Annotated in this window: 25 protein-coding genes; 21 read left to right on the top strand and 4 right to left on the bottom strand. The window is 57.4% G+C overall.

Annotated features, from left to right (window positions below):
- The first annotated feature begins 196 nt into the window (after window positions 1-196).
- The 11 genes from JFU47_RS01725 to JFU47_RS01675 all read left to right on the top strand — a co-directional run bounded on the left by JFU47_RS01725 (window position 197) and on the right by JFU47_RS01675 (window position 14,210).
- Window positions 197-3,772, top strand: coding sequence for a hypothetical protein (locus tag JFU47_RS01725; RefSeq protein ID WP_201180377.1), 3,576 nt, complete (start codon window positions 197-199; stop codon window positions 3,770-3,772).
- Between the two features lie 15 nt (window positions 3,773-3,787).
- Window positions 3,788-6,292 (top strand): hypothetical protein, encoded by a 2,505-nt coding sequence (locus JFU47_RS01720; protein WP_201180376.1) that lies wholly within the window; start codon window positions 3,788-3,790, stop codon window positions 6,290-6,292.
- A gap of 450 nt (window positions 6,293-6,742) precedes the next feature.
- On the top strand, window positions 6,743-7,078 hold the full coding sequence (locus JFU47_RS01715) for an integrative conjugative element protein, RAQPRD family (RefSeq protein ID WP_201180375.1): 336 nt from the start codon (window positions 6,743-6,745) through the stop codon (window positions 7,076-7,078).
- Window positions 7,075-7,314, top strand: a complete 240-nt coding sequence (locus tag JFU47_RS01710) for a TIGR03758 family integrating conjugative element protein (RefSeq protein ID WP_201180374.1) — start codon at window positions 7,075-7,077, stop codon at window positions 7,312-7,314. Before JFU47_RS01715 ends, JFU47_RS01710 begins: the two co-directional genes overlap by 4 nt.
- A gap of 17 nt (window positions 7,315-7,331) precedes the next feature.
- Window positions 7,332-7,703 (top strand): TIGR03745 family integrating conjugative element membrane protein, encoded by a 372-nt coding sequence (locus JFU47_RS01705; RefSeq protein WP_201180373.1) that lies wholly within the window; start codon window positions 7,332-7,334, stop codon window positions 7,701-7,703.
- A gap of 7 nt (window positions 7,704-7,710) precedes the next feature.
- Complete coding sequence (locus JFU47_RS01700) at window positions 7,711-8,124, top strand: TIGR03750 family conjugal transfer protein (RefSeq protein WP_201180371.1); 414 nt, start codon at window positions 7,711-7,713, stop codon at window positions 8,122-8,124.
- A complete protein-coding gene (locus tag JFU47_RS01695; protein ID WP_201180369.1) occupies window positions 8,121-8,762 on the top strand; it encodes a PFL_4703 family integrating conjugative element protein in 642 nt (213 codons plus the stop codon). The genes JFU47_RS01700 and JFU47_RS01695 overlap by 4 nt, the downstream gene beginning before the upstream one ends.
- Window positions 8,759-9,568 (top strand): TIGR03749 family integrating conjugative element protein, encoded by an 810-nt coding sequence (locus JFU47_RS01690; protein WP_201180368.1) that lies wholly within the window; start codon window positions 8,759-8,761, stop codon window positions 9,566-9,568. Before JFU47_RS01695 ends, JFU47_RS01690 begins: the two co-directional genes overlap by 4 nt.
- A complete protein-coding gene (locus JFU47_RS01685; protein WP_201180366.1) occupies window positions 9,558-11,078 on the top strand; it encodes a TIGR03752 family integrating conjugative element protein in 1,521 nt (506 codons plus the stop codon). The genes JFU47_RS01690 and JFU47_RS01685 overlap by 11 nt, the downstream gene beginning before the upstream one ends.
- Complete coding sequence (locus JFU47_RS01680; protein WP_201180364.1) at window positions 11,041-11,457, top strand: TIGR03751 family conjugal transfer lipoprotein; 417 nt, start codon at window positions 11,041-11,043, stop codon at window positions 11,455-11,457. The genes JFU47_RS01685 and JFU47_RS01680 overlap by 38 nt, the downstream gene beginning before the upstream one ends.
- Window positions 11,457-14,210, top strand: coding sequence for a conjugative transfer ATPase (locus JFU47_RS01675; RefSeq protein ID WP_201180362.1), 2,754 nt, complete (start codon window positions 11,457-11,459; stop codon window positions 14,208-14,210). The genes JFU47_RS01680 and JFU47_RS01675 overlap by 1 nt, the downstream gene beginning before the upstream one ends.
- Before the next feature lie 41 nt (window positions 14,211-14,251).
- Here JFU47_RS01675 and JFU47_RS01670 read toward each other — a convergent pair whose 3' ends face one another.
- Entirely contained in the window at window positions 14,252-14,509 is a 258-nt protein-coding gene (locus JFU47_RS01670; protein ID WP_201180361.1) for a LasR-specific antiactivator QslA, read from the bottom strand.
- Window positions 14,510-14,675: 166 nt separating this feature from the next.
- Here JFU47_RS01670 and JFU47_RS01665 point away from each other — a divergent pair, with 166 nt between their 5' ends.
- From JFU47_RS01665 to JFU47_RS01645, 5 genes are all read left to right on the top strand, one after another.
- Window positions 14,676-14,930 (top strand): helix-turn-helix domain-containing protein, encoded by a 255-nt coding sequence (locus JFU47_RS01665; RefSeq protein ID WP_201180359.1) that lies wholly within the window; start codon window positions 14,676-14,678, stop codon window positions 14,928-14,930.
- Between the two features lie 105 nt (window positions 14,931-15,035).
- Window positions 15,036-15,992 carry a TIGR03756 family integrating conjugative element protein gene (locus JFU47_RS01660; protein ID WP_201180357.1) on the top strand — a complete coding sequence of 319 codons (957 nt, stop codon included), beginning with the start codon at window positions 15,036-15,038 and terminating at the stop codon, window positions 15,990-15,992.
- Window positions 15,989-17,371 (top strand): integrating conjugative element protein, encoded by a 1,383-nt coding sequence (locus tag JFU47_RS01655; protein WP_201180353.1) that lies wholly within the window; start codon window positions 15,989-15,991, stop codon window positions 17,369-17,371. Before JFU47_RS01660 ends, JFU47_RS01655 begins: the two co-directional genes overlap by 4 nt.
- A gap of 3 nt (window positions 17,372-17,374) precedes the next feature.
- The gene (locus JFU47_RS01650; RefSeq protein ID WP_201180352.1) at window positions 17,375-17,683 is read left to right on the top strand and encodes a hypothetical protein; all 309 of its coding nucleotides are present in this window, start codon (window positions 17,375-17,377) and stop codon (window positions 17,681-17,683) included.
- A gap of 10 nt (window positions 17,684-17,693) precedes the next feature.
- Window positions 17,694-19,235, top strand: a complete 1,542-nt coding sequence (locus JFU47_RS01645; protein WP_201180351.1) for a conjugal transfer protein TraG N-terminal domain-containing protein — start codon at window positions 17,694-17,696, stop codon at window positions 19,233-19,235.
- Here JFU47_RS01645 and JFU47_RS01640 read toward each other — a convergent pair.
- Entirely contained in the window at window positions 19,224-19,622 is a 399-nt protein-coding gene (locus JFU47_RS01640) for a DUF3742 family protein (protein WP_201180350.1), read from the bottom strand. The two genes, JFU47_RS01645 and JFU47_RS01640, sit on opposite strands and share 12 nt — an antisense overlap.
- Window positions 19,623-20,077: 455 nt before the next feature.
- Between JFU47_RS01640 and JFU47_RS01635 the strand changes: the two genes are divergently transcribed.
- Both JFU47_RS01635 and JFU47_RS01630 read left to right on the top strand, forming a co-directional pair.
- Window positions 20,078-20,407, top strand: coding sequence for a hypothetical protein (locus JFU47_RS01635; RefSeq protein ID WP_201180349.1), 330 nt, complete (start codon window positions 20,078-20,080; stop codon window positions 20,405-20,407).
- A 130-nt stretch (window positions 20,408-20,537) separates the two neighbouring features.
- The gene (locus tag JFU47_RS01630) at window positions 20,538-21,500 is read left to right on the top strand and encodes an ArdC family protein (protein ID WP_201180348.1); all 963 of its coding nucleotides are present in this window, start codon (window positions 20,538-20,540) and stop codon (window positions 21,498-21,500) included.
- 132 nt (window positions 21,501-21,632) lie between these two features.
- Here the strand turns inward: JFU47_RS01630 and JFU47_RS01625 are convergent, their stop codons facing one another.
- Window positions 21,633-21,830 carry a DUF7740 domain-containing protein gene (locus JFU47_RS01625; RefSeq protein ID WP_201180346.1) on the bottom strand — a complete coding sequence of 66 codons (198 nt, stop codon included), beginning with the start codon at window positions 21,828-21,830 and terminating at the stop codon, window positions 21,633-21,635.
- Between the two features lie 223 nt (window positions 21,831-22,053).
- On the opposite strand from JFU47_RS01625, the gene mobH reads away from it, so the two are divergent.
- A complete protein-coding gene (mobH, locus tag JFU47_RS01620) occupies window positions 22,054-23,787 on the top strand; it encodes a MobH family relaxase (RefSeq protein ID WP_201180344.1) in 1,734 nt (577 codons plus the stop codon).
- Window positions 23,788-23,853: 66 nt separating this feature from the next.
- Here the strand turns inward: mobH and ltrA are convergent, their stop codons facing one another.
- Window positions 23,854-25,620 carry a group II intron reverse transcriptase/maturase gene (ltrA, locus tag JFU47_RS01615; RefSeq protein WP_446739623.1) on the bottom strand — a complete coding sequence of 589 codons (1,767 nt, stop codon included), beginning with the start codon at window positions 25,618-25,620 and terminating at the stop codon, window positions 23,854-23,856.
- A 188-nt stretch (window positions 25,621-25,808) separates the two neighbouring features.
- Between ltrA and tnpA the strand changes: the two genes are divergently transcribed.
- Together tnpA and tnpB are read left to right on the top strand one after the other, a co-directional pair.
- On the top strand, window positions 25,809-26,141 hold the full coding sequence (gene tnpA / locus JFU47_RS01610) for an IS66-like element accessory protein TnpA (RefSeq protein WP_207202829.1): 333 nt from the start codon (window positions 25,809-25,811) through the stop codon (window positions 26,139-26,141).
- Window positions 26,138-26,473: an IS66 family insertion sequence element accessory protein TnpB gene (tnpB, locus tag JFU47_RS32955; protein ID WP_058392002.1), complete on the top strand. Its 336-nt coding sequence runs from the start codon at window positions 26,138-26,140 to the stop codon at window positions 26,471-26,473. The genes tnpA and tnpB overlap by 4 nt, the downstream gene beginning before the upstream one ends.
- The last annotated feature ends 31 nt before the right edge of the window (window positions 26,474-26,504 follow it).

Here is a 26,504-nt window from a genome sequence, read left to right as displayed (position 1 = left end):
GGGAACGAAATCGGCAATCTCTTCGACAAGGTCGTATGAATGTCTTAGAAAGACATTCACTTCGTCTGGACGTCATCTTTGGGGCTTGGACAGCCCTCCAAACTTCTACCATTCTTGCTGAGTAAGTGTATTGAGTCTGGGGCCGTGCCTATTACCAGATTGGAGCAGATTGTCGACATTCTAGGAGATTACGGCCTTGATAGATCTACCGAAGATCCCCCAGGATCTAGTGACGATAATTTCTGATTCCTTCTTGGAACTCCTCGCTAAGGAAGTGAGCGATTTCACTCGCGGTCTCGCCGCAGATTGTCAGACTAAGTGGACCACCCAGCTTCAAAAAGCCGTGGCCGGTGACGTTTTTTTGGTATTTACGGTCACGCGAACCGATCCCAATCCGGTTGCGCCAACGGTAACGCTACTCCTTCGTTATGCCGACCATAGCCCAAAGAAGCTTCCGCAGCTCAAGTTGGCGCTACTTCGAGCGGAGATCTGCATCACCCCGTCGATTAACCTAACCGACGACAACCTGCCAATCGTGGTTATCAAGGGAATCACAAGTTTTGCTGTCGAGATCGACATCAAGCGTGATCGCTATGAATTGGGGATCGGCTACGCGCAGGATGACAATCCAAAGACTAAATCGAAACAAGTATTGGTCGCCGTCCTTTGGAGGGAACCGTTTTTCTACCTATTCGGAATCCTTGGGTCAAGCGAGAAAGGCGGCCTATTGATCGATGTCATGTGCGAGTCGCCGTTTGCAATTCCGTTGGGGCCGACCGGAATCGCCCTCAAGGGCATAGGGTTGCTGTACGGCGAGCGCTTCGCCCCCCTACTCCTCGGAGGAACACCCGAGACCGTCATGCAGCGGATGATGCAAGCAGAAGCAGATGAATATGCGATGTGGGCCGCCGCCGGTAAAAGCCTTGAGACTTGGATTGCCGTTCCCGAGGACCTACGCATGTTCGGGGTCTCTGTGACGTTGGTTGACTTGGCCACATGTGGCAGCGTTTTCAAGGCCGAGCAGGCGGGTATTGCCTACCTGAGCTTCGGCCCCACCATCGTATTCAAGGGGGGACTGCGCATCTTTGACTTGTTCGACGCAGGGGAAATAGTTGGAGCAATTGACCTTCGCTCAAAATCGATATTCGGTCGAGTGACCAGCAGCTTTGTCATCATCCCCGACGAGGTTAGGGCCGTGACGAGCGTAGAACTGAGCGCCGCGCTGAATAACCCGATGCACACCTATGCCGCACTTGGCGGCTATCAAATGAATGGTTGTCACCTCGTCATCTTCAACCGCTTCCTCCATTTAATCGGCGGAGTACGCGTCGTTCCATTAATTCCCACCGCTGCTGCAAGAGGAGCATGCCAGGTACTGGGTCAGGGCAGCATTTGCGGCTTTGGCGGCGGTTTCAGCCTAGCGATCGACATGGCAGCCGAAGTGGGGTTGAACCCGCTGGGATTTGGTGGGCATCTCGGAATCTCGGGGTCGGCCTGGATAGAGGTCTTTGGCGAACGGATAGGCCTCGGGGTCGGCCTTGTCACCGACTTCCAGATTGCAGAACCAAAAATCTTCACTCTTGACGTCGTGTTCACGCTTGACTTGTGCTGGCCGCTAGACGACCTGCACTTTAACGCAGAGATTTTCGCCTTGGATGACCGACGGCCAGCGACACCGCTAGCTCCGCTAAAGTTTGGCCCGAGTGATCCACTTTCCTGGTTCCATGGCCCGAGCGGCAACATGGGCACGCTGACGGCCAATGACACCAAGCTTTGGCCTGACGTGATCATCTCGGTGGATTTCCAAAGGCAAGCAGGACAGAGTGGCATCATCGTCAATCCGAGCAGTGGGGTCCATGACGAAGCAAACGTGAAAGTCCAGCACGATTTTAGTGAAGTCAAGATCGAAAAGCTCGATCCCAGTAGCGGAACATACAAGTCTATCGACAATGTCCGCGCGAGTTGGCTCCTCAGTGCGAACGGGGATCGATGCGAGACGACCAACCGACTTGCCATACCATGCACCGATCCGCTTGGGTGGCTCAACCGGTTCGACTATGCGCAACCATCTACTATCGAACCCATCGACCGCCCCAGATTTCAGACCTTTGGCGCTGGCCCAAGTCAATTTTTCGATGTGCAAAACGGAGGCGGAAATGCTGTGGCTACATTCGAGGAGGTCGACATCGAATCTCGCCTAGCATTCCGCCTGATCCCAGTACCTTGGTCTGACAGTTACGACCGCGCCCTCGTTAGTCGCGGAATGGAAATCGGCTTCTCCAAAAAGCTCGCCAGCGGAATCCAGTTGATCGCGACAAGTGCATGCGAGTTACGCATCCTTGGCTCGTTCGATACCCACCCGCAGATTGGGATCAAAGGTGGGGCCGCAGGTCAACCACATCGCATTCGCCGGATCGGTAGGGACCGCGCCGAATGGTCCATCCCAATTACACGATCATCCGTGGAAATCAGATCCAAGCTCACCCTCAACGCCGAGCAAGCAATACAGCTTGTGGCTATCGGGTACAGCCAAACCGTCGAAATCCTAAATCCTGTACCTGATTTGACGGTCCTGCAACAGGGTTTCTACCAACTGACGATCAAAGGTGTCAGCCGCGCACATTATCGTGGTAATCCAGCCCAAAAAGAACCAACCTGGGAAATCGTCCAGCCGTTCGAAATAGTGCCGCCGCCAACACGCCCCTACATGCGTTATTCCACATTGGGGGATGAGCGTCTTTTTGGCCTAGATGTGAGGGGCTGGAATCCTAATCCGCGGGGAAACGGCTTCGGTCATTACCAAGGCCATCACGGACTGATCCGTGCTCGCGTCGGCTATCTCTCACAGATTTATCAAAATCTCTGGATCGCTACCAAGGAAGGCGCCACGCCAGAGCGCGTTGCAATAACCCTCTGCGAAGAAGGGACCGCCGTCGGCGGTAAGGCCAGCCAAGATTGGAAAGTGGCGACTGGACTTCCGGTGCCAATAGAGGAGGAGCTTGTTTTCAAAGTGCCACCAGACGTTGGTACACACCGCCTCTTAATATTCCGGAGCCTGCTAGGCGACGGTACTGACCTTAAGATTATTGACGATTGGCTCTATCGCGTCTCACGCCATACAAGTCCTGTCGATCACTTAACGCCGAGCTTCGATGGTTTGAACCGAGCGTTTGGGCCATTCGGTAGCCGTACAGTACCCCGTAATGTACCTCCGCCACTCCCTGGTGCCTTCGATTTCGATATCGTGCCCGATTCGAAACTCAAACGGGGATCGGCGCTACCGCCTTTCCTCAAAGCCTTCGGAAATCTTCAGGACCCGCAAGCAGGCCTATGCTTCCTGCGCATACTCGACTGGTGCGGCATCTTTAACGCCGATCCTTCACCCGTTGATGAAGGACCAATGTTTCGCCCCGAAGACCCGGATCTCTGCGTTGTCTTTGACTCTGCCAAAGCGCCTTTAGGTCTGCTAGTTAGGACGTCAGAACCCTGCGATTGGCGGAGGGTGAATATCACCCTGGTCGTCGGAACTTTTGACGCTAACGGCGAGCGGCTTGAGACGCAGCTGATCCCTTCACCAGATGGCTGCTCCTGCCTCATCCTCGCGATCGTGGAAGGGGTTCCCGTCAGACTCCCCCGCACGAATATCGCGATGCGGCTGCGTTTCAGACTGCAGTTCGATGGGCTGCCGCGCCTCACGGTCGTAGGCGACATTGGGCGGAAGGTTGAAGAAATCCGCATGACATTCGTTCAACCCTTTGGCGATGCCTGGTAGACCGAGGAGCTCGACATGAACTTTTCCATGCTATGCGATGAGCCACCAGTCCAGGTTTGCCCGCCGAAATTCCGCTTACGCGCTTCCGGCTGGATCGATAGCACCAATATCGGCGACAACAAGATAGGCACGCCGCCTCCGCAAGGAATTCGACTCCGTTGGAATTGCCCATTTCTCGAGTTCGAAGCTATGCAGCGTCCAGGTAAGCCCTTGGTCTATGAAGTACAGCGAAGTCGTCCATTTGACCAAAATTCACTTTGGCTGCCGAGCCCCAGCGCCGGCCATCTACCACGCACGCCTACGCCAAGGGAACTCTGGCAGCCATTAGGCCAGGAGAACGGTAATGATTTTCTGTTCTCCGTCGAAGGTGATCCGTGCCGCGGTGTCGACGCGGTCTATTTTGAGATGCCGGCGAACCATCGGAACATCACCGTAACGCTCATCACGACCAGTGGGGCGAGCAAGGTTTCCGGTGAGGTTACCGGCGGCGACAAATTCTATTTCGAGCTGGCCGATATCAAGGTCGTTGCGTTTTCTGGACCATGCCAGGTGCAAAAAGTCATGGGCCTCTTTTTGGGCGCAGGAGCTGGCGACGGCCTCGAGTTCATGTTCGAGCCAATTGCGTGGGTTGATGCCGAACGTTGGATCAATACGAACTTGGACGAAATCTCCGAACGAATTGCGACCCAGAGCGGGACTCCCTATGTCGACCTAACGGCCTCCGGCTGGGCCGAGGTGCAGATCGCAGGGAGACAAGTATGGAACGCGCTCGAAACTGGCGCCCCTCTACCAACCACGGCCATTGATACAGTCCAACTGGCCAGCGCTTTAAGATGGGAATCGGCCACCCTGATGGGCTGGGGCTTCATTGATGGCGAGCATCCGGCCAATCCGATCGTCGACCAAATTCGGTTGGACAAGATGCTGTCCGTAGCAAACGACCAGGTTTACGCTTACCGAGTCGTCGCCGTGCTCAAGACGAGCCTGGGCACCGAGAAGCGGTGGCCAAGCATCCCCGCCTTCGCTTGGGCGCGGCATGCGCCTCAGCTATCGCCTGTGGTCTGCCGGGCACATAAAGTACCATTGTCTCAGATGAAGCTGTCCAATTGGATCGATATCGGCCAGACACCGTTGAACGCCGGGCCTGCCCCTCGGCAGCGCATCTATTGTTCGACCTCGTGGGAACTCGAGACGGAGCTGCCGATGACCGAGCTCATCTTCACCCGGCCGGTCGGGGACGATAGCGCACTAACCGGCGAAACCTTCAAAGATCCTGGCGAATTCACCACTGGTTCCAATCGTGTGGAACTGAGCTTTCGCGGCCTTGCCTTAGTTCAGCATCGCAATTTAAAGTTTGAGGTTCCCTATTTCGACAGCGACATCGGTCTGGCGCTCGCTGCCGGCGACAGCTGGGACCGCAAGATGCGTTTGGAACCCTCACCCAGAATCCAACCACGCATCGACTATGAAGGTATTTGCATACCAATCGGGAGTGCCAAGTGCAACGGAAATCTCAGCATCGAGGGGTACGGGAACGTCGCCATCGAGTTAGACCAGAAGATTGCATGGGAAGCCGATCCGCTAGCCGCGTACGGCGGCAAAATAGCACTTCTAATGCAGCACCCTAGGAAGACCGTATTTGAAGCCGATGTTGAGATTGGTCCCGCGTTTCTCACACTCGATGGAGACTGGTCGACGGAAATTAATTCCAAACTCACTCAAGCCGACCTCAATCATTTCATCGGTGGAATGCTTACAGTCGAAGGCCTGACAGCTCGCATCAAGGCAATCGGGCGAATCAACTCCGGTCGCGTACTCTGTACGTTTGAGGTAGCAACAAAATGCGGAGGAGCGATGCTATACCTCACGCCGAATGGCCAGACCGTAGCGCACTTGCGAGAAGACCCACAAGCAGACCGCTTGTGGATCGTTAAAAAGACTATTGATGTCCTCGAAACTGGCCTGCCGGCGAAGTATACAGAGGAGATAGAACTACACATGCTCGACCATTCCATGATGTTGGCTTTCGCAACAAGACTAATCGTCAAATTCGAGGACAAAACCTATCGTGGCCCGATCACCACTCTTTGCCAAGCACCTTATATCCATCCTGCCCCCAAACCACCGCAAACATGCTTCTCAGTCGACCAAATCGCAACCGACTTCTATGGGCGCCAGATTGTGCGCGTAGTTGCCGACCGATGCCCGCAACTAAACTCCAAGAATGAGGTGCTTGCTGATACCGGTCAGTGCGCTCAACACAACCCTGACTTTAAAGTCCGAGCAACTATGGCTCCCGGCGAGAACCTTAGCACTAAGGACTATCTTGCCAACCGATCCGAGGGCCTGTTTGGTGCGCAGGCAATCTTCGAGCGACAGCACCTATTCGAGGGTTTCGATGATCTTGCCCGTCAACCAGAAGCCGGCGCCTTCACCGTTGGACTGTCCTATGTAAGGGAGGCAGACGGCAGGGAGAGTGAGGCTACACTGCAGAGTTTTACCGCAAGGAGAATCGAGTAGCAGGTGGGATGAACACAACCGCGATTGAAAGCAGACAACACTCCAGTCAATCGATTATTTTCGCTAAGCCAACCGCACAGGCAACGCGCTATAAAGGCGATTTCGCACTAGCCCTTCGATGGTTAAAAACCAGGCCAGGCTTCATCTACAATTCGTCGAAAACAGCAGGGGCATATAAGATCAAGCACGCCCAAAAAGTTAATTTCAAATACAATAAATGATACATTTTTCGTATAATATGGGAATGAAAAGATTTATAAATATATTAATTAATTTTTTTCGATTACCCCTAGAGCTCAACCTCTTTCCATGAAAGCTCGAAAGCCACATAGCTGTAAGTAACAGTGCCAGTACTTCTCCGAAAAAAGCGATTCATCGAACCTCAGGTTTCTTACTGAATAATTTGGCCTCTAATTTGATTCTGTCCTCAGTTCCATATGGGCCAGCATCATGCCAACTACTGCTTTTCGCTACCTGTCACTACTCTCGCTGGTACTTGTCCATGGCGGTAGCTATGCCGCATCTGCTCATGAACAGAGTCAGCTTAGTCTGGTTCTACAGCAACTCGACGCTATCGAACGCCTTGCAACACGAACTGATACAGCCAGCACATCTGAATCAGTCGAGCGCTATCGCTTCGACTATCCCCGCCTGACTCAGGACATCCAACGCATCCGTCACGGTGTGCATAGCTACCTTTCCCCTTCCCGCGCTCAACCCCGCGATCCCGCTGAACTGGTCGGTGATTACCGTCTCGACACACCGCCAGCGGAGCCGTTGCCATGAGCATGACTGACGCTCAGACCTCAGCGTTCCAAAACGCCTCCGGCTTCTCGGCACAGAGCAGTTCGACGCTGTGGCTGTCCCTGGTTCTCGTCCTAGCGTTGCTTTGGTGTGCCTGGGTGATGTGGACGGCTTACCGGGGTTGGGCGAACGGTAGTGTGCGTTTCGGCGCCTTCGGTGGCAGTGCCGCGCGCGTACTTCTTACCCTGCTGATTTTGATGTTTTTCACTCTGTCCTAACACTGGAGATCACCGTCATGTTCAAGTGCCTTGCTCCCCTAAAAAACAACCTGCGTGATCGTGCGAGCCAGCGCTTGATCGGTCTGCTGTTGGTACTCGGTCCAAGTCTGGCTTTTGCCGAACTTCCCACCATGGAGGCTCCTTCACGCGGTGAAGGTTCCGGGTTGATCGAAACGATCAAAAACTACGCCTACGACGGCGGCATCCTCCTCGGCCTGCTGATCGCCCTGCTCGCTTTCTTGGGTGTGGCCTGGCATTCCCTGACCGTCTATGCCGACGTGCAGAACCAGCGCAAGACCTGGAAAGACCTCGGCGCGGTGGTTGGCATCGGCGCCCTGCTGGTGGTGATCATCATCTGGTTCCTGACCAAGGCTGCCGCAATTCTGTGAGGTCGGCATGAACGACACTATCGAACGCCTTGCCGACGGCACCTTGGTTTTTCTACCGGAGCGGCTCAACCGTGATCCTGCCGTATTGCGCGGTTTAACCAATGATGAGATGTGGGTGGCGCTCGGCGTCGGCGCACTCGTCGGCCTGGTGCTGGGTGTTCCTCTGGCGATCGCCACCGCCTCCATTGCCGTGGCGCCGACCGGCATGATCGCAGGCATGACGGTGGTGCTATTTGCCGGTGGCACGCTACTGCGTCGGGCCAAACGGGCTCGCCCCGAGACCTGGTTGTACCGCAAGCTCGAATGGGTACTGGCCAGCCGTTGGCGCCTGGGTCGCGGAAGTTTGATTCTCCACTCCGGCGCATGGACGGTTCGCCGTTCGCGTCGACTGCGTCCTGCCCTGTCCCGGTGGCAACCATGAGTCATTTTCGGAACAAAGTGGATGCCCAACAGGCTCATATCTTCAGCCTGCGTCTGGCCGTAATAATCCTGGCCCTGGTCTGTGCTGGACTCTGGTATGGCTGGCGCTCGGCGCCGACCGATCTGACCGTGCATGTCCCCCCGGATCTGCGCTCGGGCAGCACTCGCAAGTGGTGGGATGTCCCCCCAGAAAATGTCTACGCCTTTGCCCTGTACATCTTTGGCCAGCTCAACCGCTGGCCCTCGGATGGCGAACAGGATTATCGCCGCGCCATCTATGGCTTGCAGTCCTACCTGACCCCCGCCTGCAAGGCCTTCCTCGACGGTGACTATGAGTACCGCAAGGCCGCCAGCGAACTGCGCCAGCGGGTGCGCGGCGTCTACGAAATTCTGGGTCGAGGTTACAGCGAGGATCCGGAACTCAGGGTCAAGCAACTCGATCGCGACACCTGGCTGGTCAAGCTCGACCTCAACGCCGATGAGTATTACGCCGCCGAACCGGTGAAACGGGTGGTGGTGCGGTATCCATTACGCGTGGTGCGTTTTGACCTGGATCCCGAGCGAAATAAGTGGGGGCTGGCACTGGATTGTTATCAGGGCACACCGCAAAAAATCTCCCTGCCTGGAGGTGAGCCATGAAGCGGATTTCTACCCTTGGACTCACCGTCGTACTGATGCTATGGGGAGCAGCACAAGCCGTCGAACTGATGCGCTGGGAGCGCCTTCCCCTCGCGGTCCCACTGGTGATCAATCAGGAGCGGGTGGTTTTTGTCGATGAGGCTGTTCGCGTCGGCGTGCCCTCAACCCTGACGGGCAAGCTGCGCGTGCAATCAACCGGCGGCACACTGTACCTGCGCGCGTCGGAAGCCATTGCACCGACCCGCCTGCAACTGCAATCGGTCGCGACGGGAGAGATCATCCTGTTGGATATCGCGGCCACTCCCGGCGATCAACCGCTGGAGCCCGTGCGTATTCTTAAGAATGCTCAGGTGCAAGCTACCGAGGCTGAATCCAGCAGCGTCCCTGTCCCAGAACGTACACCGATCCCGGTGGCGTTGACGCGCTACGCCGCGCAAAGCCTGTACGCGCCGCTGCGCACCGTAGAATCCCTGCCCGGTGTACGCCGCGTACCGCTAAAGCTACGCACCGAACAGCCAACCCTGCTACCGACCGAAAACGTGTCCAGCACACCCATCGCTGCCTGGCGACTCGGTGATTACTGGGTGACGGCGGTGAAGTTGCGCAATCGTGGTTCAGAAACGGTACAACTCGATCCGCGTCGGCTTCAGGCCAAGCTGTTCTCTGTGGCCTTCCAACATGCTTTCCTCGGGCCTGTCGGCACCGCTGAAGACACCACGATTGCCTACCTCGTCACCCGCGGTGCCGGCCTCGAGCACGTCGTGCTGCTCCCACCCGTTGATCGAGGTGCGGACGATGAAAGCTAACGCCTTGCTCAAATGGCTGGTACCGGCTGCGCTGCTGGCCGTGATGTTGATCATCCTAAAAAGCTGGATCGCGGGTGGCAGCACGCCCTCTCCAGAGAACCCAGTTGATCAGGGAAATATTCAGTTATCCGCCGAGCAAGCCAAGTCGCTCGGCATTGCTGGCGATACCCCACGCGACACGGTCGCCACCTTGGTCGGCCAGGTGAAAGCCATGCGCAGTGACATGCTCGGGTTGAAGAAACACAACGATTCGCTGCAGACGGAAAACAACCGCCTGCGCGAACGGGAGAACAGTGTCGATTCGCGTATCCAGACGGCGCTTGGCAGCGTGACCCAGCAGGTCGACGAAGGCCGTCGACAAGCCAACGAGGCCCGACTCAAAGCGGAACAAGACAGTCGTCAGGCTCGCGGTCTGCTGACGCAATTGCAGGATCAGTTGTCGGGGCTGACCGGCAAAGGCAAGGATATGCCAATCGGATTGGGGCTCGAGCCTGGCGACGGTGCTCAGTTTGACGGACAGCATCCTGCCAATGATGCGCTGCAGTGGATTGAACCCTCGGATGCTTCGGGCACCGACACCCGAGGCAAAACCAAGACCTCCTCCCCCGCACTGAGTCTGTCTACCGCCTTCAACTCACTAGAAGGCTTGAAAGACAATCCTGTTGATCGCAGCCAGAAACAGCTACGTATAGTCACCAAGGGTGAGCGTGACCTGACGCGAGCCGTTGACCGAACCGAAGGGGCGAAGCCGGTCTACACCATCCCCGAAAACGCGACATTGATGGGCTCAGTCGCCATGACCGCGCTGATCGGCCGCGTCCCGGTGGACGGCACAGTGAATGATCCCTATCCCTTCAAGATACTGGTCGGCCCAGAGAACCTGACCGCCAACGGCATCGACCTGCCGGACGTCGCAGGTGCCGTAATGAGCGGCACGGCGTCCGGTGACTGGACCCTGTCCTGCGTGCGCGGGCAAGTCGAGTCAATCACCTTTGTGTTTACCGATGGCACCATCCGTACGGTGCCTCAGCCGAAGGCGGTAGCCAGCCGCAATGCCTCCACCACCCAGAGTTCGAACACCGACAAGATCCGCGGTGGACTCGGTTACCTGTCCGATCCGTATGGCGTTCCTTGCATTGCAGGCGAGCGGCGCTCGAACGCCCAGCAGTACCTCGGCAGCCAGAGCCTGATCACCGCGGCCGGGGCCGGTGTCGCTGCCTTACTCGGGGATGAGCGGAACAACAGCAGCGTGATCAGTTCGGGTGGCCGTACGCTCGGGGTCACCAGCAGCAGTGGCAATAGCGCACTGAATTCAATTCTCAGTGGAGGGGTCAGCGACATCCGCGAGTGGGTCAACAAACTGTATGGCGAAGCCTTTGCTGCCGTGTACGTGCCACCGGCAGCACAAGTCGCCCTGCACCTCGACCATGAGATCACCATCGACTACGAGCCCAAGGGCCGGAGCGTTCGCCATGAAAAAGACCATGCCTCTCTGCCTGACCTGGATTAGCTTGCTCTGCTGGGTCCTGGCGGGGTGTTCCACCGACAAGGAGACGCTTCTGCCCCATGGCGAGCAAACCATGTTGGACATCTGGAACGGCGCCGGTTCGCAAGGCACTCAGCAGCAACTGCTGGATGCTCGGCAGCAGTTACGCCGCCCTTTGGCTCAAGCAGATTTCTCCGTTGCTCTCCAGGAACCGTACACTCGCACAGCAGCGAACGAGATCCGCAACCTGTTCCCTCGCTTGCCCAATCCCGACTTAGTGCTGTACGTGTATCCGCATTTGAGTGGTGCCGAGCAGGCACCAGTCCCGGGTTACTCGAGCGTCTTTCCGTTTTACCAACGTGTGCAGTACGCGTTGCCGGGTGAACGTCAGGAAGACTTGTAGTGCGTACTGGCAATTCGGGCAACCGCACTCCTGCGTGGAAAGCCTGGCGCAATCCATTTCGCCCTCGCGCGACCTTGGCTGATGAAGCTGCACTGTACGCGCACAACCCCAGCTTCACCGATCACCTGCCGTGGGTCGAATACCTCGACTCCGAGCAGTGTTTTCTACTGGAGGACAATCGCTCGGTGGGCGCGGTGTTCGAGTTATTGCCCATCGGCACCGAAGGGCGCGAACCCGATTGGCTGATGGCCGCCCGCGATGCCCTCGAGGATACCCTGCAGGATAGCTTTGACGAGCTGGATCAAGCGCCTTGGGTGGCGCAGTTTTTCTGCCAGGACGACAACGACTTCACCCCCTACCTGATCCGGCTCACCGACTATATCCAAGATAGAGCACGAGGTACGGTCTTCACCGAGGCATATTTGGAGCTCAGCCGCCATCATTTGAAGGCCATCGCCAAGCCTGGGGGTCTGTTTGAGGATAAAGTGGTGACACGCCTGCCTTGGCGTGGCAATAACCGCCGCGTGCGCCTGGTGGTCTATCGCTGGCTTGAGTCTGACGCTGAGGCGACAGGACTCACCCCGGTGCAATCCCTACATCAGGCTTGCGAACGAATCGGTGCCTCGCTGCAAGCCTGCGGGGTGCAATCGACCCGAGTCGATGGCCGAGGTCTGTATGCCTGGTTAGTGCCCTGGTTCAATCCGGCACCCAGGCTCACCGATGAAGCGCCCGAGGAGTTCTACCGCCGCGTGGCCTATCCGGAGTCGGGCGACGGTGAGTCGCTGGAACTGCCCTTCGATCACGACTTTGCCGAGCGACTGTTCTTCAACGAACCGCGTTCGGATGTGCAGCACGGACTCTGGTTCTTTGACGATCAGCCCCACCGGGTCATGGTAGTGGATAAGCTGCGCCGGGCGCCCTTGATTGGTCAACTCACCGGAGAAACCCGCAAGGGCGATGCGGTGAATGCCCTGTTCGACCAGTTACCCGAAGGTACAGTCATGAGTCTAACCTTGGTGGTCAAACCGCAGGATGTACTTGAGGATCAATTGAACCGACTGGCGCGCAAATCCATCGGTGAAAATCTGGCCTCGACCCAGACCCGCCAAGATGTTGAAGAGGCTCGTGCAATCATCGGTCGCCAGCACAAGCTGTACCGCGGCACCCTGGCGTTCTACCTGCGCGGTCATGATGAACAGCAATTGCACCAGCGGTCGGTCAACCTGGCTAACGCACTACTGGGTGCGGGCCTACAACCGGTACACGAAGGCGATGAAGTCGCCGCCTGCAACAGTTACCTGCGTTGGTTACCGATGGCTTACAACCCGGCCCGCGACACGCGCAACTGGTACACCCGCCTGATGTTTGCCCAGCACCTGGCGAATCTGGTTCCGGTGTGGGGCCGCAGCACCGGCACCGGCCACCCGGGCATCACCCTGTTCAATCGTGGTGGCTCGCCGTTGAGTTTTGATCCGTTATCACGCTTGGACCGTGCCATGAATGGTCATCTGCTGTTGTTCGGCCCCACCGGTGCCGGCAAGTCGGCGACCCTGGTCACCCTACTGATGCAGGTTATGGCCGTGTACCGCCCTCGCCTGTTTATCGTCGAGGCCGGCAACTCATTCGGCTTGCAGGGAGACTACTTCGCGACACAGGGTCTGTCGGTCAACAAGGTCCAATTGAAACCTGGTGCCGCGGTCAGTCTCGCCCCGTTCGCCGATGCCTGGCGCCTGGTCGAGCAACCGGATCAGGTGGCGAGTCTGTCGATCGATGAGCTGGACGATGAGCCGGCAGCCAGTCGCGAGGACCAGCGCGATGTTCTCGGCGAGTTGGAAATCACTGCCCGCCTGATGATCACTGGCGGCGAAGCCAAGGAAGAAGCCCGCCTGAGTCGAGCCGATCGCAGCTTGATTCGCGAGTGCATCCTGGATGCGGCGCAGACCTGTGTCGCGGCGGGTCGCCAGGTACTGACCCGCGACGTGCGCGACGCTTTGTTACGCGTCGCCGCTGACACACACTTGCCGGAGAAACGTCGCGAGCGTGCCCAGGAAATGGGCGAGTCCATCGACCTGTTTTGCCAGGGTTTCGAGGGTGAGTTGTTCGATCGCGAGGGCACGTCTTGGCCCGAGAGCGATGTGACCATTGTCGACTTGGCCACTTACGCTCGCGAAGGCTACGAGGCGCAGATGTCCATCAGCTACATCAGCCTGATGAACACCGTGAACAACCTCGCCGAACGCGACCAGTATTTGGGGCGGCCGATCATCATGGTCACCGACGAGGGCCATATCATCACCAAAAACCCGCTGCTGGCGCCATTCGTGGTCAAGGGGACGAAGATGTGGCGCAAGCTCGGCGCTTGGTTCTGGCTCGCCACACAGAACCTTGCCGACTTTCCCACTGCTGCGCAGACCATGCTCAACATGATCGAATGGTGGATTTGTTTGAACATGCCGCCCGCGGAAATCGAAGAGATCGCACGGTTCAAGAAACTCACGCCGGCACAGAAAGCCTTGCTGCTCTCCGCCAGTAAGGAGCCGGGAAAATACACTGAGGGGGTCGTGCTATCGAAGAAGCTCGAAACGCTGTTTCGGGCCGTGCCGCCAAGTCTTTATCTCGCCCTGGCCATGACGGAGCCCGAGGAAAAAGCCGAGCGCTGGACACTGATGCAGGAGAACGGCTGCTCAGAGCTGGAAGCGGCGTATCGGGTAGCTGAACGGATCGATAGAGCGCGAGGAATAGAACCCGCATAGGGGAATCTATTCAGGCCTCTCGCTCTAAAGCGAGTGACCGGTTATTGCGGTACGCCCCGGAGCCGCTGCTGAATCCTCAACAAGAATCCGGCTTCGAAGGCATCCTGGAAGTCACCGACAGGAAAGGTCTTGCGGGTTTGCGCCAGCTCCCACCACAGGGGAATCTCGCCGGGCGTATCAAGCCAAGCCTGAGCACATTGCACGCCACGTTCGATCATCGAGGCAAACTCGTTGCTCCAAGGTGTCAGAAGACTTGGGCAACCATCCGCCGCAGGAATTGAAATGTAGTTTTCGTCCATACCCACCCTAGATTTCTGATTTATTGTTAGACGCGGAGACAGCCTCGAAAATCCTAACGAAGCCAAATGAAAGCTCGATAACAGGCATGAGCATCAAATAGCCTAGATATACCAATGTAGACTATATCCCGTGGATTGAGAGTCCCTCAAGGCGCAATTTGCGCGCATGACTCAAGACTACGAACAGCTTCGTGTGCAGCTAGCGGAAAACATCCGCTTGATGCGACGCGTAAAGAACCTCACCCAAGAGCAGTTAGCGCTCATGGCCGAGGTGGATCGTACCTACGTCAGTCAAATCGAACGATGCACGGGCAATCCGTCGCTGTTGGTCCTGTGCAAGCTGGCCAATATTCTCGAAATCACCACAGATCAGCTACTTGTAGAACCCGATACCCTGCGCAGCGCCCTTCACGTCAAATAATAGTCTCACGTCCCGCAAATCCGATAGACCCGCCTTCATAATTTCCACTGACAGTCTTCAGTCCGTAACCGAACCTGCCCAGGCCATACACCGAGAGCCTGGATCATGCCTGTTGCCTGCTCGTCAATCCCGCCCACAACGCTACGGCCCTTGGCGCTGAGCATCCTGCTGGCGTGTGGGCCAAGCATGGCGCTGGACACCGCCAGCATCACCTCCTCCGTGCTTTCGCCAAACTGCCTCGCATACAGGGTCGTCGGCATTTGTTTCTGGCTCCTCTGCACACCCTTCGGCTGCACAGTCAAAACCTCGACCAAGGTTCGTCATTTCATTCCTGAGCTGGTGGTGTCGAGCTACGCCACCACCGGCAACAATCCCTGGACCGAGATGGCCCCCCTATCCTCCCCCATCAGTGGTGCGGAAGGTGGCGGCAACCTGATCACGCCGAACAGCCGCCGCGACAATCTGCCCCGCTTCAAGAATGTCGATGGCATCGGCCACCCGGGTGGCTGGGCCGCAACGCAACTGGCTTCGCAATCCGGCTATGCTTGCGCCAGCGGTGCAACTGCGTTCATGCCCTACTACCTGAGTACCCTGGACTCACTGGCCTGGCGCCATGGCATCCCAGAAAGTCTTTACCCCGAGTCGCTCATGCCGGGGATCCGTGAAATCGGTCGCCAGGCCTCAGGAGCCATGTGGGGCAATGTCTATCCTCGACAGGGCTTTCTCGTGCAGCCCGACGATTTCAAGGCGGCCGCCGTCATGGCGCAACGGGCGGGTGATGTGATTACCAGCAACTGGCAGCCGCATGTGTACTTACCACTCACACCCGCCAAACGCGACGGCTACTGGCCGCCTGGCCCAATCGTCGAAAACGACGCTTCGACCCACAAATGGCAATTGCTCTCCCCCAAAATTCAGCCCACGTGCGTCATCTTCCCCAGCAATCCTGTACAGAGTGCGGATGGCGGCTACGCCTGGTCGCTGTGGCGTCCCTATAGCTGCTGCAAACGTGAGGGACAGACCTTCCTGTTCAGCATCGACTTCGAAGGCGGTGCTTCATGAGCCGGCTTCGCGCGCGACCCTGGTTGGGCACGATGAGTCTGGTGTTCTACGGACTATTCGCCATGGTCACGCATGCCCACGCCGCCGAAGGCGATTACCGCTTGGGCACCCAAGGCGAAGTACTCGACGACCGAGTGATGTACACCATCGGTGGCGGCTCGGCAGCCGGCTCACCGAGTTCGCTTTACCGACCCAGTGGTCTCGGTGTCGGCGGCTCCTGGCGAGCGAACATGATGTGCGGAAACATGAGCCTCACCAATACCCTGCAAAACCAGTTGAACGGCGTCACCGAAGGTTTCCAGCAGATCATGGGCAGCATCGTGCAGAACGCGACCCAAGCGGTGATGTCGCTGCCGGCGTTGATCATCCAGCGCGCCAACCCCGGCCTCTATGAGTTGTTGAGCAACGGGGTGATGCAGGGGCGTATCGACTTCGACCGCTCCAAACTGACCTGCCAGGCCATGGCCGAAAAGATGGCGGACAAGGTCGGTCAAGCCGGTTGGGGCGCTCTGGCCAAGAACCAAGAAATGCAGGGTAATCTGGAACAAACCGGCGGTGATGCGGTGGCCGCGGTGAAAAACACCGAGGCCCATAACGGCAACAATGGGGTGTCCTGGGTCGGCGGTTCGAAGGCCGGTGGTAATGGGCAGATGCCCATTCGGGTGACCTCCGACGTGGTGCGTGCGGGCTATAACCTGCTGCATAACCGGTCGGTGGATGACAGCACCTCGATCAGTAGCAGCGATTGCTTAGGCGGGGCTATTTGCCAGACCTGGGCGTCGCCCCAGGAGGAATCCGAATGGGCCGTTCGGGTGTTGGGCGAGAGCGAGGTCGCGACCTGCGACACCTGCGAAACTCTGCGTGCGACCGCTGGCAGCGGACTGACGCCGCTGATTCAGGAGGCCTACAGCGAACGCCTCAAGGCCCTGCAAGGGTTGCTGTCTGGCTCACTGTTGCCTACCCCTGACAACCTGGCTAAAGCCTCCAGCCCGATGCTGCCGGTGACCCGAGGTGTGGTCGAAGCCCTGCGCGACGATCCCGACCAGGATCTGTTGGCACGGCGCTTGGCCAGTGAGACGGCCTTGTCCAGCGTACTCGACAAGGCGCTCCTGCTACTGCGCACTCTGCTGGCGGGCAGCCACGAACCGAACATCGCTTCAGCCGAGCCGGCCCAAACCGCCTTGACGAAAAATATCGACGCCCTGGAGCGCGAAATACGCCTGCTACAGACCGAGTTGCAGGTACGGCAGATGCTGGCCACCAACACCGCCAGCATAGTGCTCGATCGGCATGCCGGCGGCGCCGACGCATCGCGCACCGTCGAGCAAGGCGACCCTGAGCCCGGCCGACTCAATGACGCCGATGCCAAGCGCAAGTGAGCCATGAAACGCTCGCGGCTATTCACTTTGCTTTCGAGTCTGGGGATTGGCGCAGTGATGATCCTGACCGCCGCACTGGTCGCATGGATCGGCCGCGCTGCGCTGGGTAGTTTCGAGGCCTGGCAGCAGGCATTCGAGTCCGTAGGGCCCTATCTGCGGTGGTGGCGTGCCCTGCTCTACGGCGCCCTCTTTGCGCTCTGGTGGGATCTGCTTCGGCGCTACCAACATCGGCCACTGGATCGACTGCGCGTGAAACGCATCGGGACATTAGGGTTCGTGCTCTTTACCTGCGTCGAACTCACCCGACTCTGAGGTCACCACCATGCTCATGAGCACCAACAGCTACTTGGAGTTTTACCTCTCCCTGCTGGCCTGGATCATCAACAACGGTCTCTGGAGTGTACTGTCCGATACCGGACTATTCGCCGCGCCCTTCGGCGCGATCATCTTGCAAGAGTGGTTGTCGGCTCGTCAGCAAGGCGCGGATGAAGGCAACAAGGGACTATTGTCGGTACCGCGGATCGAGAACCGGTTGTGGCTAGCCTACATCGTCGTCTTGTTCGGCTGCGCGCCGGTCTTTCCGTTGAGCCTCGCCTCAATGGCGTTCGATGATGCGGCGAGCCAGCGCTGCGGTGTCAGTGTGGCCAAGCCGGCGGAAACGGCCTGGGGGACCACCTTCAACACCATCGGCGAACGCTCCGCCAACGTACCGATCTGGTGGTTTCTGGTGCATGCCTTGAGCAAAGGGGTAACCGCCGCAGCCACCGCCTCCATTCCCTGCGCACCGGATATTCGGCAGATGCGCATGGAGATCGACAGTTCGCGTATCAACAGCCAGGTACTGCTGCAGGAAGTCGCCGACTTCACCCACGACTGTTATGGCTATTCCCGTTCTCGGTTGTTTACCAATCGCCCGCAACTGGACAAGGCACAAAGTCACGACGCGTCCTGGATCGGCTCAAGCTATCTTCTCGACACGCCCGGCTACTACGACACGGATCGTTCACGCACACCGCGAATCAGTTGGCCGTATGACGAAAGCCGCGATGTTTCCTTGCCGCGGCTGGAGAATGGCGCGGGCTACCCCACTTGCAAGCAGTGGTGGAGCGACAGCGGGGTTGGCTTGCGCGAGCGGTTGATCCAGCAGGTTGATCCCTCTCTACTGACTCAGCTGAAAGGTTGGCTGACTGGCCGCTCGAGCAACGAGATCGAGGATGCCACCCTGCGCGAGCTGGTCAGCCCGCGCCAACAATCGATGTCCATGTCGCCCGGACAGGTGTACCAGGACTATGGCTCCAGTGCTCGCGGCGGGTCGATCAATCAGGGGCTCAATAACCTGGCCACCAATACCGGATTGGCACTGGGCTCCTTCAGCAACTTCCCGGCGATGAATGCGCTACGCGCCGCCCTGCCAATGGTGCAGGCTTTTCTGATCATGGGCATCATCATCAGCTTGCCGCTGATTCTGCTGGTCAGTACCTACCAACTGAAGACCGTCATGACGGTGACATTCGCGCTGTTCACGCTGCACATGCTGAGCTTCTGGTGGGAGTTAGCACGCTGGGTCGACTCCAGCCTGCTCGATACCTTGTACAACCAAGTTTCGGCTTCCAATCAAGTGCTGTTATCGCTGCCCACATCCGGCTTTATGGATGGGACCGTCACGGCACAGGTGATTGAGTATGTGATGGGGGCGATGTTCATCGTGCTGCCGATGCTGTTTCTAGGGGCCATGAGCTGGGCAGGATATTCAGTCGGTAACGGGATTCAAGGCATGTTGGCGAACGGTAGCAAAGCCGCAAGTGATTCAGCGAGCAAAGGCACGGATCAAATATTGGGTGCTGCTAAGCGCTCAATTAGGTGACTTGCTGTCGCCTATATAATGCCCATTGTCGTCGAAGTCACCGATGTAGAGATCAGCACCTAGGTAGTCTGGCCCTGGATTTTCCTCTTGATGATCGGAGCCAACAAAAGCCCTGAACCATAGCAAAGTGATGACAGCCAGCATCATCACAATGAAAGTAACCAGCCAAGCACTGACAAAGAGCAGCACCCCGATCAGCGCCAACTTGGCAATCAGAAAGCTCCCGCGAATAAGTAGTTTACTTGCGGGCAGACCTGCCGTCACCGCACGCTCAGCCACGCGGAACTCAAACGTTTTCAACTTACGATAGCCACGCTTCACCGACATGCCACATGCGTACGCCCAGCGGTGAGCACAGGAAACCTGAACAGGGTTCTGAGTCGGCATGGTCTCGCCCTCTTCTGAGCGTTTTCATGGTTGAGACAGGAGTAACAGCCTACTACTGAAAACTGTCCGTGCCTGACCGTTTATCAGTTGCCCAGCCGAAAAATCTTCACTGGAAGACAGAAGACAAGCCCCGTGAAACAGCTTCTCTACAGTGATTGACCCATATAAATCGTCCGGCTAAATACTAGGTACGGATCGCTGTTACCGACAGCACCCTGCCCAGATAGTCAGGACCTTCAAGACTATGTCACCTCGGTGATGGTTCTCCCCAAGTGCGATTAGCGTTCGGTAGCTCGCACGGTGACCGTTTCTACGGTGATGAACGCCTACTGCTCTCCTGAGCGCCTTTCGAGCTCTGCTCGTGAGGAAAACCCTCTTGATTTTCTTTAACCCACTGCGGGGAAATCTTTCCCTGCACGGGACAAGTTTCTTCGCGTTTTCAACGGAGACATACCATGTCCGACTCACTGACACCGGAAACACTGAACACCCTTCGGTTGCCCATCGTGTTCACCCCTGGCGCGTGGCAACACGCAGTACTGCTAGAGCACTCCGATCACGCTGAGAAGCTGCAGATCGATCGGTTGAGCCACGTATTGCGCGCAGCATTCGAAGCCCACCTGGCCTCTCCACACGAGCCCTATGTGCTGTTCGAGGTAGTCCACATTCAATCAACAGCTCACTTAGACCAAGACCCTTTGCTGCAATTGAGTCTCAGCCTACTCCAAGAACCGGGCAAGCCTGCCGCCTTGCTGATAGCGCTTGCAGGCGAACAGCAGCGCTAAGCCAATTGGCGGCGCCCACCTCCACATTCGGACGACATGCAAGACCTGCATCAATCCAACCCATCACCCAACCGGGGAACCCTCCCCGACGGGCAAGGCGTTCCTCCGTTTTTCTCTCGAGGAAAATGCCATGCGCGATATCTACCAAGAAGTGACTGACAAGATCGTTACCGCGTTAGACCAAGGCGTTGTCCCCTGGATCAAACCCTGGTCCTCAAGTGGCTCAGCTGACGTCAATCATCATCAACCCTACCCCATTAACGCCATCACGCGTCGTCCCTATTCGGGTATCAATTTACCGTTGCTCTGGGCTGAGGCCAGGTTGCAGGGGTTCACTCAAGATCGTTGGCTGACCTTCAACCAAGCCAAAAAGGCCGGTGGGCACATTCGTAAGGGTGAGCACAGCGCCCTGGCAGTGCTCTACAAGCCGATGGAGCGCGAGGAGCAGACCGACTCAGGCCAACCCGTACTGGATGAAAACGGTCAGCCCAAGGTCGCTCACTTTGGCATTCTCAGGACGCATTTTCTGTTCAACATCGAGCAAACGGATGGGATCAAAGCGCTAAATGAAACCCTGCTCGAAACGGAACCGACCGATCCTTTCCAGGCCAACAGCGTTGCGGAAAATCTGCTGTTAAGTTCAGGTGTACACATCGTTCATCGGCCTGCCGACGAAGCCTTTTACCATCCGATCAGGGATCTCATCCAACTGCCGACAAAAGCACAATTTCACGATGAAGGCGGGTACTACGCTACCGCACTGCACGAGCTGACGCACTGGACCGGGCATCACTCTCGGTTGCAGCGCGAAGGCGTGACGTCATCCTGTCCATTCGGCTCGCCAGGCTACGCTTTTGAGGAGTTGATCGCCGAAATGGGCGCTGCTTTTTTATGTGCCTACGCCGGTGTACAGGGAGAGCTGCGGCACGAGGGCTACATCGACTCCTGGCTCGGCCTGCTCAAGGCTGACAAGCGCGCGATCTTTCGCGCCAGTGGTCACGCCCGAAGCGCATCTGAGTATGTGCTCAACCTGGAGCAGCAACTGGGGCAAGTAGTCTTGGATGACTCGCTGTGCATGAACGATAGAGCTTAATCGTTACCTCACCGCTGCAATCGCTTCACAGGGCCCAACGCGAGTTGAGCCCTTTTTTCTGTGCCCAGAAAAATCCCCATGCCGCGGGGCTCTGACGCAAAGAATCAGAGATGGGCACACGCCCGCAGCATGTCATTCCGTATCCAGGTTCTGCGCAAGAAAATCCACCAGCTCGAACGGACTCCGGCTGTCGATCACCTTGTAGATCAAATCACGCTTACTACGCGGCAACTTCTTGACCACGCTCTTCGCCGAATCCCTGACGGCTTCGTCGGTCCCATGGATACGTGCCGCGAGCAACAGCACGAGCGTGGCGTCAGTGAGGTTCATGGCAAGACCCAAAAAATATGCACCGCAGTGTACCGACTCTTTTCTTTTTCGTACCAGCCCCTTAACAAAACGATGTTTAGCAGTATCAATATCCCGATTGCCGCACAAAGGGACACGAGCCAAAAGGACGGGTAAGGGTTGGAAGGGAATGGGGACTCAAGGGTAAGAGCCCTATCCGAAAAGGCTAAAAGGCCACTGACCCAGCCACCTCCCGGAGGTCACGATGCTCAGTCTGTTTCGCCACAAAAGGCAGAAGCCCCCTCCACCACCGACCGTGAGCGTCGCCGAAGGTTACCTACCGATCGAGTCGGCCCACAGCTTGTTAGCAGCGGAGCACCGCCGCCAGTTGCTCGATCGCATCTGGCAGTACACCGCCCTCTCCCACGCGCAGTTCATCCAACTCTATTTAAATCCGATCCATCGCTACGCCGAACAGGTCCAGCAACTCCCGGCTAGCGAGACGCACCACCATGCGTATCTAGGCGGCATGCTCGACCATGGACTGGAACTGGTCGCCTGCAGTTTGAAACTGCGTCAGTCGTATCTGCTTCCCTCCGGCGCCGCGCCCGAAGACCAGGCCGCCCAGACTGACGCCTGGTCCGCCGGTATCGCCTATGGCGCCCTACTCCATGACATCGGCAAGATCGCCGTGGACCTGCTGGTCGAACGTCAGGATGGCAGCCCTTGGCACCCTTGGCACGGCCCCCTCGATCAGCCCTATCGGTTTCGTTACCTCAAAGGTCGCGACTATCACCTGCACGGCGCTGCCGCAGGCTTGCTCTACACCCAGATTCTCGACCGACCTATCTTGGACTGGCTCAGTGGATTTCCGTCACTATGGGCCAGCCTGCTGTATGTCCTGGCGGGTCAATACGAGCACGCCGGTGTGCTGGGCGAGTTGGTCATTCAAGCCGACCGGGTCTCCACCGCGCAGAACATCGGTGGCAACCCAAGCAAGGCGCTGCAAGCGCCGATTCATTCGTTGCAACATCACTTGATCTGCGGGCTGCGTCATCTGGTTCAGCACGAGCTGAAACTCAACCAGCCAGGTGCCGCAGCATGGCTGACCCAGGACGCGCTGTGGCTCGTCAGCAAGACGGTCACGGACAAGCTGCGAGCCTACCTGCTATCGCAATCGATTGAGGGCATTCCCTCGTCCAATATCGCCGTGTTCGATGAACTGCAGTCGCATGGGTTAGTCGAGTCTACCCCGGAAGGCAAAGCCATCTGGACCGCTCTCGTGACACAGGGAAACTGGGAGCAGAGCTTTACCTTTCTGCGCCTTCAGCCGGCGTTGATCTGGGGAAGCGAAGACCGCCCCGAGGCTTTCAGCGGAACGTTGAGCGTGGCTGCCGATGACCACTCGACTGACGCTCCGGCATCACCACCAGTGCCTAAGACTGTTAGTACAGGATCGCGTCAAAGCTCCTTGTTGCCAGATCCCATAGCGATGGAAGATGCCGACTATCTCGGAACGCTACTGGATATGTTCGACTCGGCAGAACCTGAGGTTCGTGAACAACCGTCAGAAAGCGCTCTCGGAATTTCAAATCCCACTTCGGACAACCCTGGCCAGGCATTCCTGAATTGGGTCAAGGAAGGCATCCTAAGCCACAAGCTGATCATCAACGACAGCAAGGCCAAGGTGCACACCGTGAGCGGTTTGGTGTTTCTGGTAACACCTGGCCTCTTCCAACGCTACGCCCAGGAGTTTCCCGGTGTCTCACAAAGTGCGAATCAAAAAATTGAAGAATGGCGCTGGGTGCAGAAGCAGTTCGAGAAACTGAATGTCCACAGGAAGCGTGAAAATGGCTTGAACATCTGGACTTGCCAAATCGAAGGTCCGCGGAAGAGAGCGACACTCAAAGGTTATTTACTTGAAGAATCAAAACTGCTGTTCGAATCGATACCATCCGATAATCCCTTTCTTAAAATCGAAAAACTTCCAATGACATAGCGCCAAATGGTCGCGGTAGGGACGGCAGTTACCTGCCGCCCCCCGCCCAGATCCGTACGTGCGGAACTACCGCATACGGCTCCTGCCTTGGGTACGTGACGCGAAGCGATCCTCAGGGTAAGGATGTGCATTTCTAGGTCTAGGTATGTAGAGGTCGGCAAGGCGTCCGTAGCGTGACCATTGAAGCCGATGACGCTGGCTGCGACGTTTGAGGGCTTGCCGCCATAGACGGCAAACCGCCAGACGAAATCCACCAAGACGTATCAGATTTCCCGGCACCGCGTGGTAATTGAAGTAACCCGTGACCACCCGGGTAAGCCACTGACCCACGACTCGAACAGACTCGTGACGTCGGCGTTTCAGCTCATCCCGAATGGCCAGCAGCGTCGCACGCATTCGCTTCTTGACCGTCAGCCGCAGTATTTGAAACCCACCACTTCTGTTGGTACTACAGCAGTGTGTGAAGCCCAGGAAATCAAACGTCTCCGGTTTTCCTAAACCTCGCTTCCTACGATTTCTCGCAGCAAAACGACCAAACTCAATCAGCCGTGTCTTCGAGGCGTTGAGGGATAAACCGAACCTGGCCAAGCGTTCCTGCAACTGCACCAGAAACTGCTGAGCCTGCCATTGCGTCCTGAAACCCACCACGCTGTCGTCCGCATAGCGCACAACGATCACATCGCCACGGGCATGCCGCTGGCGCCACTGCCTTGCCCATAGATCCAGCACGTAGTGAAGATAGATATTCGCCAGTAACGGCGATATCACTGCGCCTTGGGGCGTCCCCTTGGTCGCAGCCACCCTACGGCCACCCTCCATAACACCCGCCTGAAGCCATTTGCAGATAAGTCCGAGCATCCGCCGGTCTGCAATCCGGTGCCCCAGAAACATCAGCATCCATTCATGGTCGATCTCATCAAAGAACGACGTGATATCCGCATCCAATATCCAGTTCACCTTCTGGCCCTTGAGCGCGACTGTCAACGCATCCAGCGCATCGTGCTGGCTACGTCCCGGCCGAAACCCATACGAGAATCCTAGAAAGTCTTCTTCATAGATCGCATTCAAAACGGTAACAACCGCCTGCTGTACGATCTTGTCCTCAAGAGAGGCAATGCCCAGCGGACGCTGCCTGCCGTCGGCTTTGGGAATATAGACCCGCCGCGACGGCGTTGCCCGATAGGCTCCACTGTGAAGCCTTCCGTGCAAATCGGTCACCCGCTGGAGAAGACCTTCCTCATATTCTCGCCACGACATACCGTCCACGCCCACCGCCGCATCGCGGCGAAGCGCATAAAAGCTCTGCGCCAATAATTGCGGGGTGATGTGGTGCAGCAATGCCGTGAACTGCAAGCCCTTGTTCCTTCGGGCGGCTTCACGTACACCTTCAAGTCCCATCGACGCGCAACTGATCCGGCTCAGTGTCCGGGACGCGGGGGGCATGTCGGTGTTTCCCTTGGCTACGTCCCTTTCCTCCACTATCTCCGCCGGGCCAGGCCCTTTGTTCGATGGCTTCTCAGGTACTACGGACGTATCCGACTTCTCAGCGACGTGGACAGCAGGGTTACGGCTTTTGGCCTTTCCTGCTCCGCCCGGTGCTTGCGCACCGGGCACCGCTGAGATCTCCCAGTTTCTGTGCGAAGGACTTCCCGACGTGCACAGGGTCTCCGACCGCGCGGGATCAGAGCATGACTGGCGTATATCGCCATGCCCCGTATTGCCTTCTGCTTCGGATAACAGCATCGGCATCCCGGATTCCTGATTACGCGGCTCAATGGCTGGCCCATCGGTTTCCCCTGTCAACGCTTCACCCTGCACCTCGCGGTGCAACATGCATGACTCGGGGTCTGGTTGATTCGCCATTTCCTACCAGTATCGAACTTTCATCGACTATCCTCCGCCAGCTTTAACTGGCGCTCTATCCGTCCGGCGAAGTCATCTACCCAGCCCTGCAAAGCCAAGACATGGTGTGCACTTAAATTTAAGTGGGCACCAGTTCTAGCCTTTTAAGCGGGTATTTCATGCAGCCACAACGCCGTTCCTACTCCAAATCCTTCAAAGTCCAAGTCATTCAAGAGTGCGCCCAGCCCGGCGCCTCGATTGCCAGCGTCGCGCTGAGCCATAGCCTCAACGCGAACCTTGTCCACAAATGGATTCGGGTGCAAACGCAAAAAAACACGGAGCTGCAACCTGCTTTTATTCCGTTACCCATGCAGCTAGCCGGAGCAAATTCGCAAGCTGCATCATCGAATATCTGCGTTGAAATCCAGCACCCGCGTGGAACTGTCAAAGTGAACTGGCCGACCGATAGTGCGGCCGCCTGCGCGACCTTTCTTCGAGACCTGTTGCGATGATCCGCATCGACTCCATCTGGCTCGCCACCGAGCCCATGGACATGCGCGCCGGCACCGAAACCGCTCTGGCGCGTGTGGTCGCCGTGTTCGGTGCAGCGCAGCCGCACTGTGCTTATTTGTTTGCCAACCGCCGCGCCAATCGCATGAAAGTGCTGGTGCACGACGGGTTGGGTATCTGGCTGGCGGCGCGCCGCCTGCATCAAGGCAAGTTCTTCTGGCCGGGTTCTCGACACGGCTCTCAGATGGAACTAGGTGCCGAACAACTGCATGCCCTGGTGCTGGGTTTGCCTTGGCAAAGAGTTGGGCCAGGCAGCGCGATTTCCATCATATAACGCCTGCCACGACCAGCCAGGCCGTGCAATT

This window comes from Pseudomonas sp. TH39(2020), assembly GCF_016650715.1.
Taxonomy (GTDB): Bacteria; Pseudomonadota; Gammaproteobacteria; order Pseudomonadales; family Pseudomonadaceae; genus Aquipseudomonas; species Aquipseudomonas mandelii_C.
The sequence above is the reverse complement of the archived record's forward strand: the minus strand, read 5'-3'. Positions and strand labels throughout refer to the sequence as shown.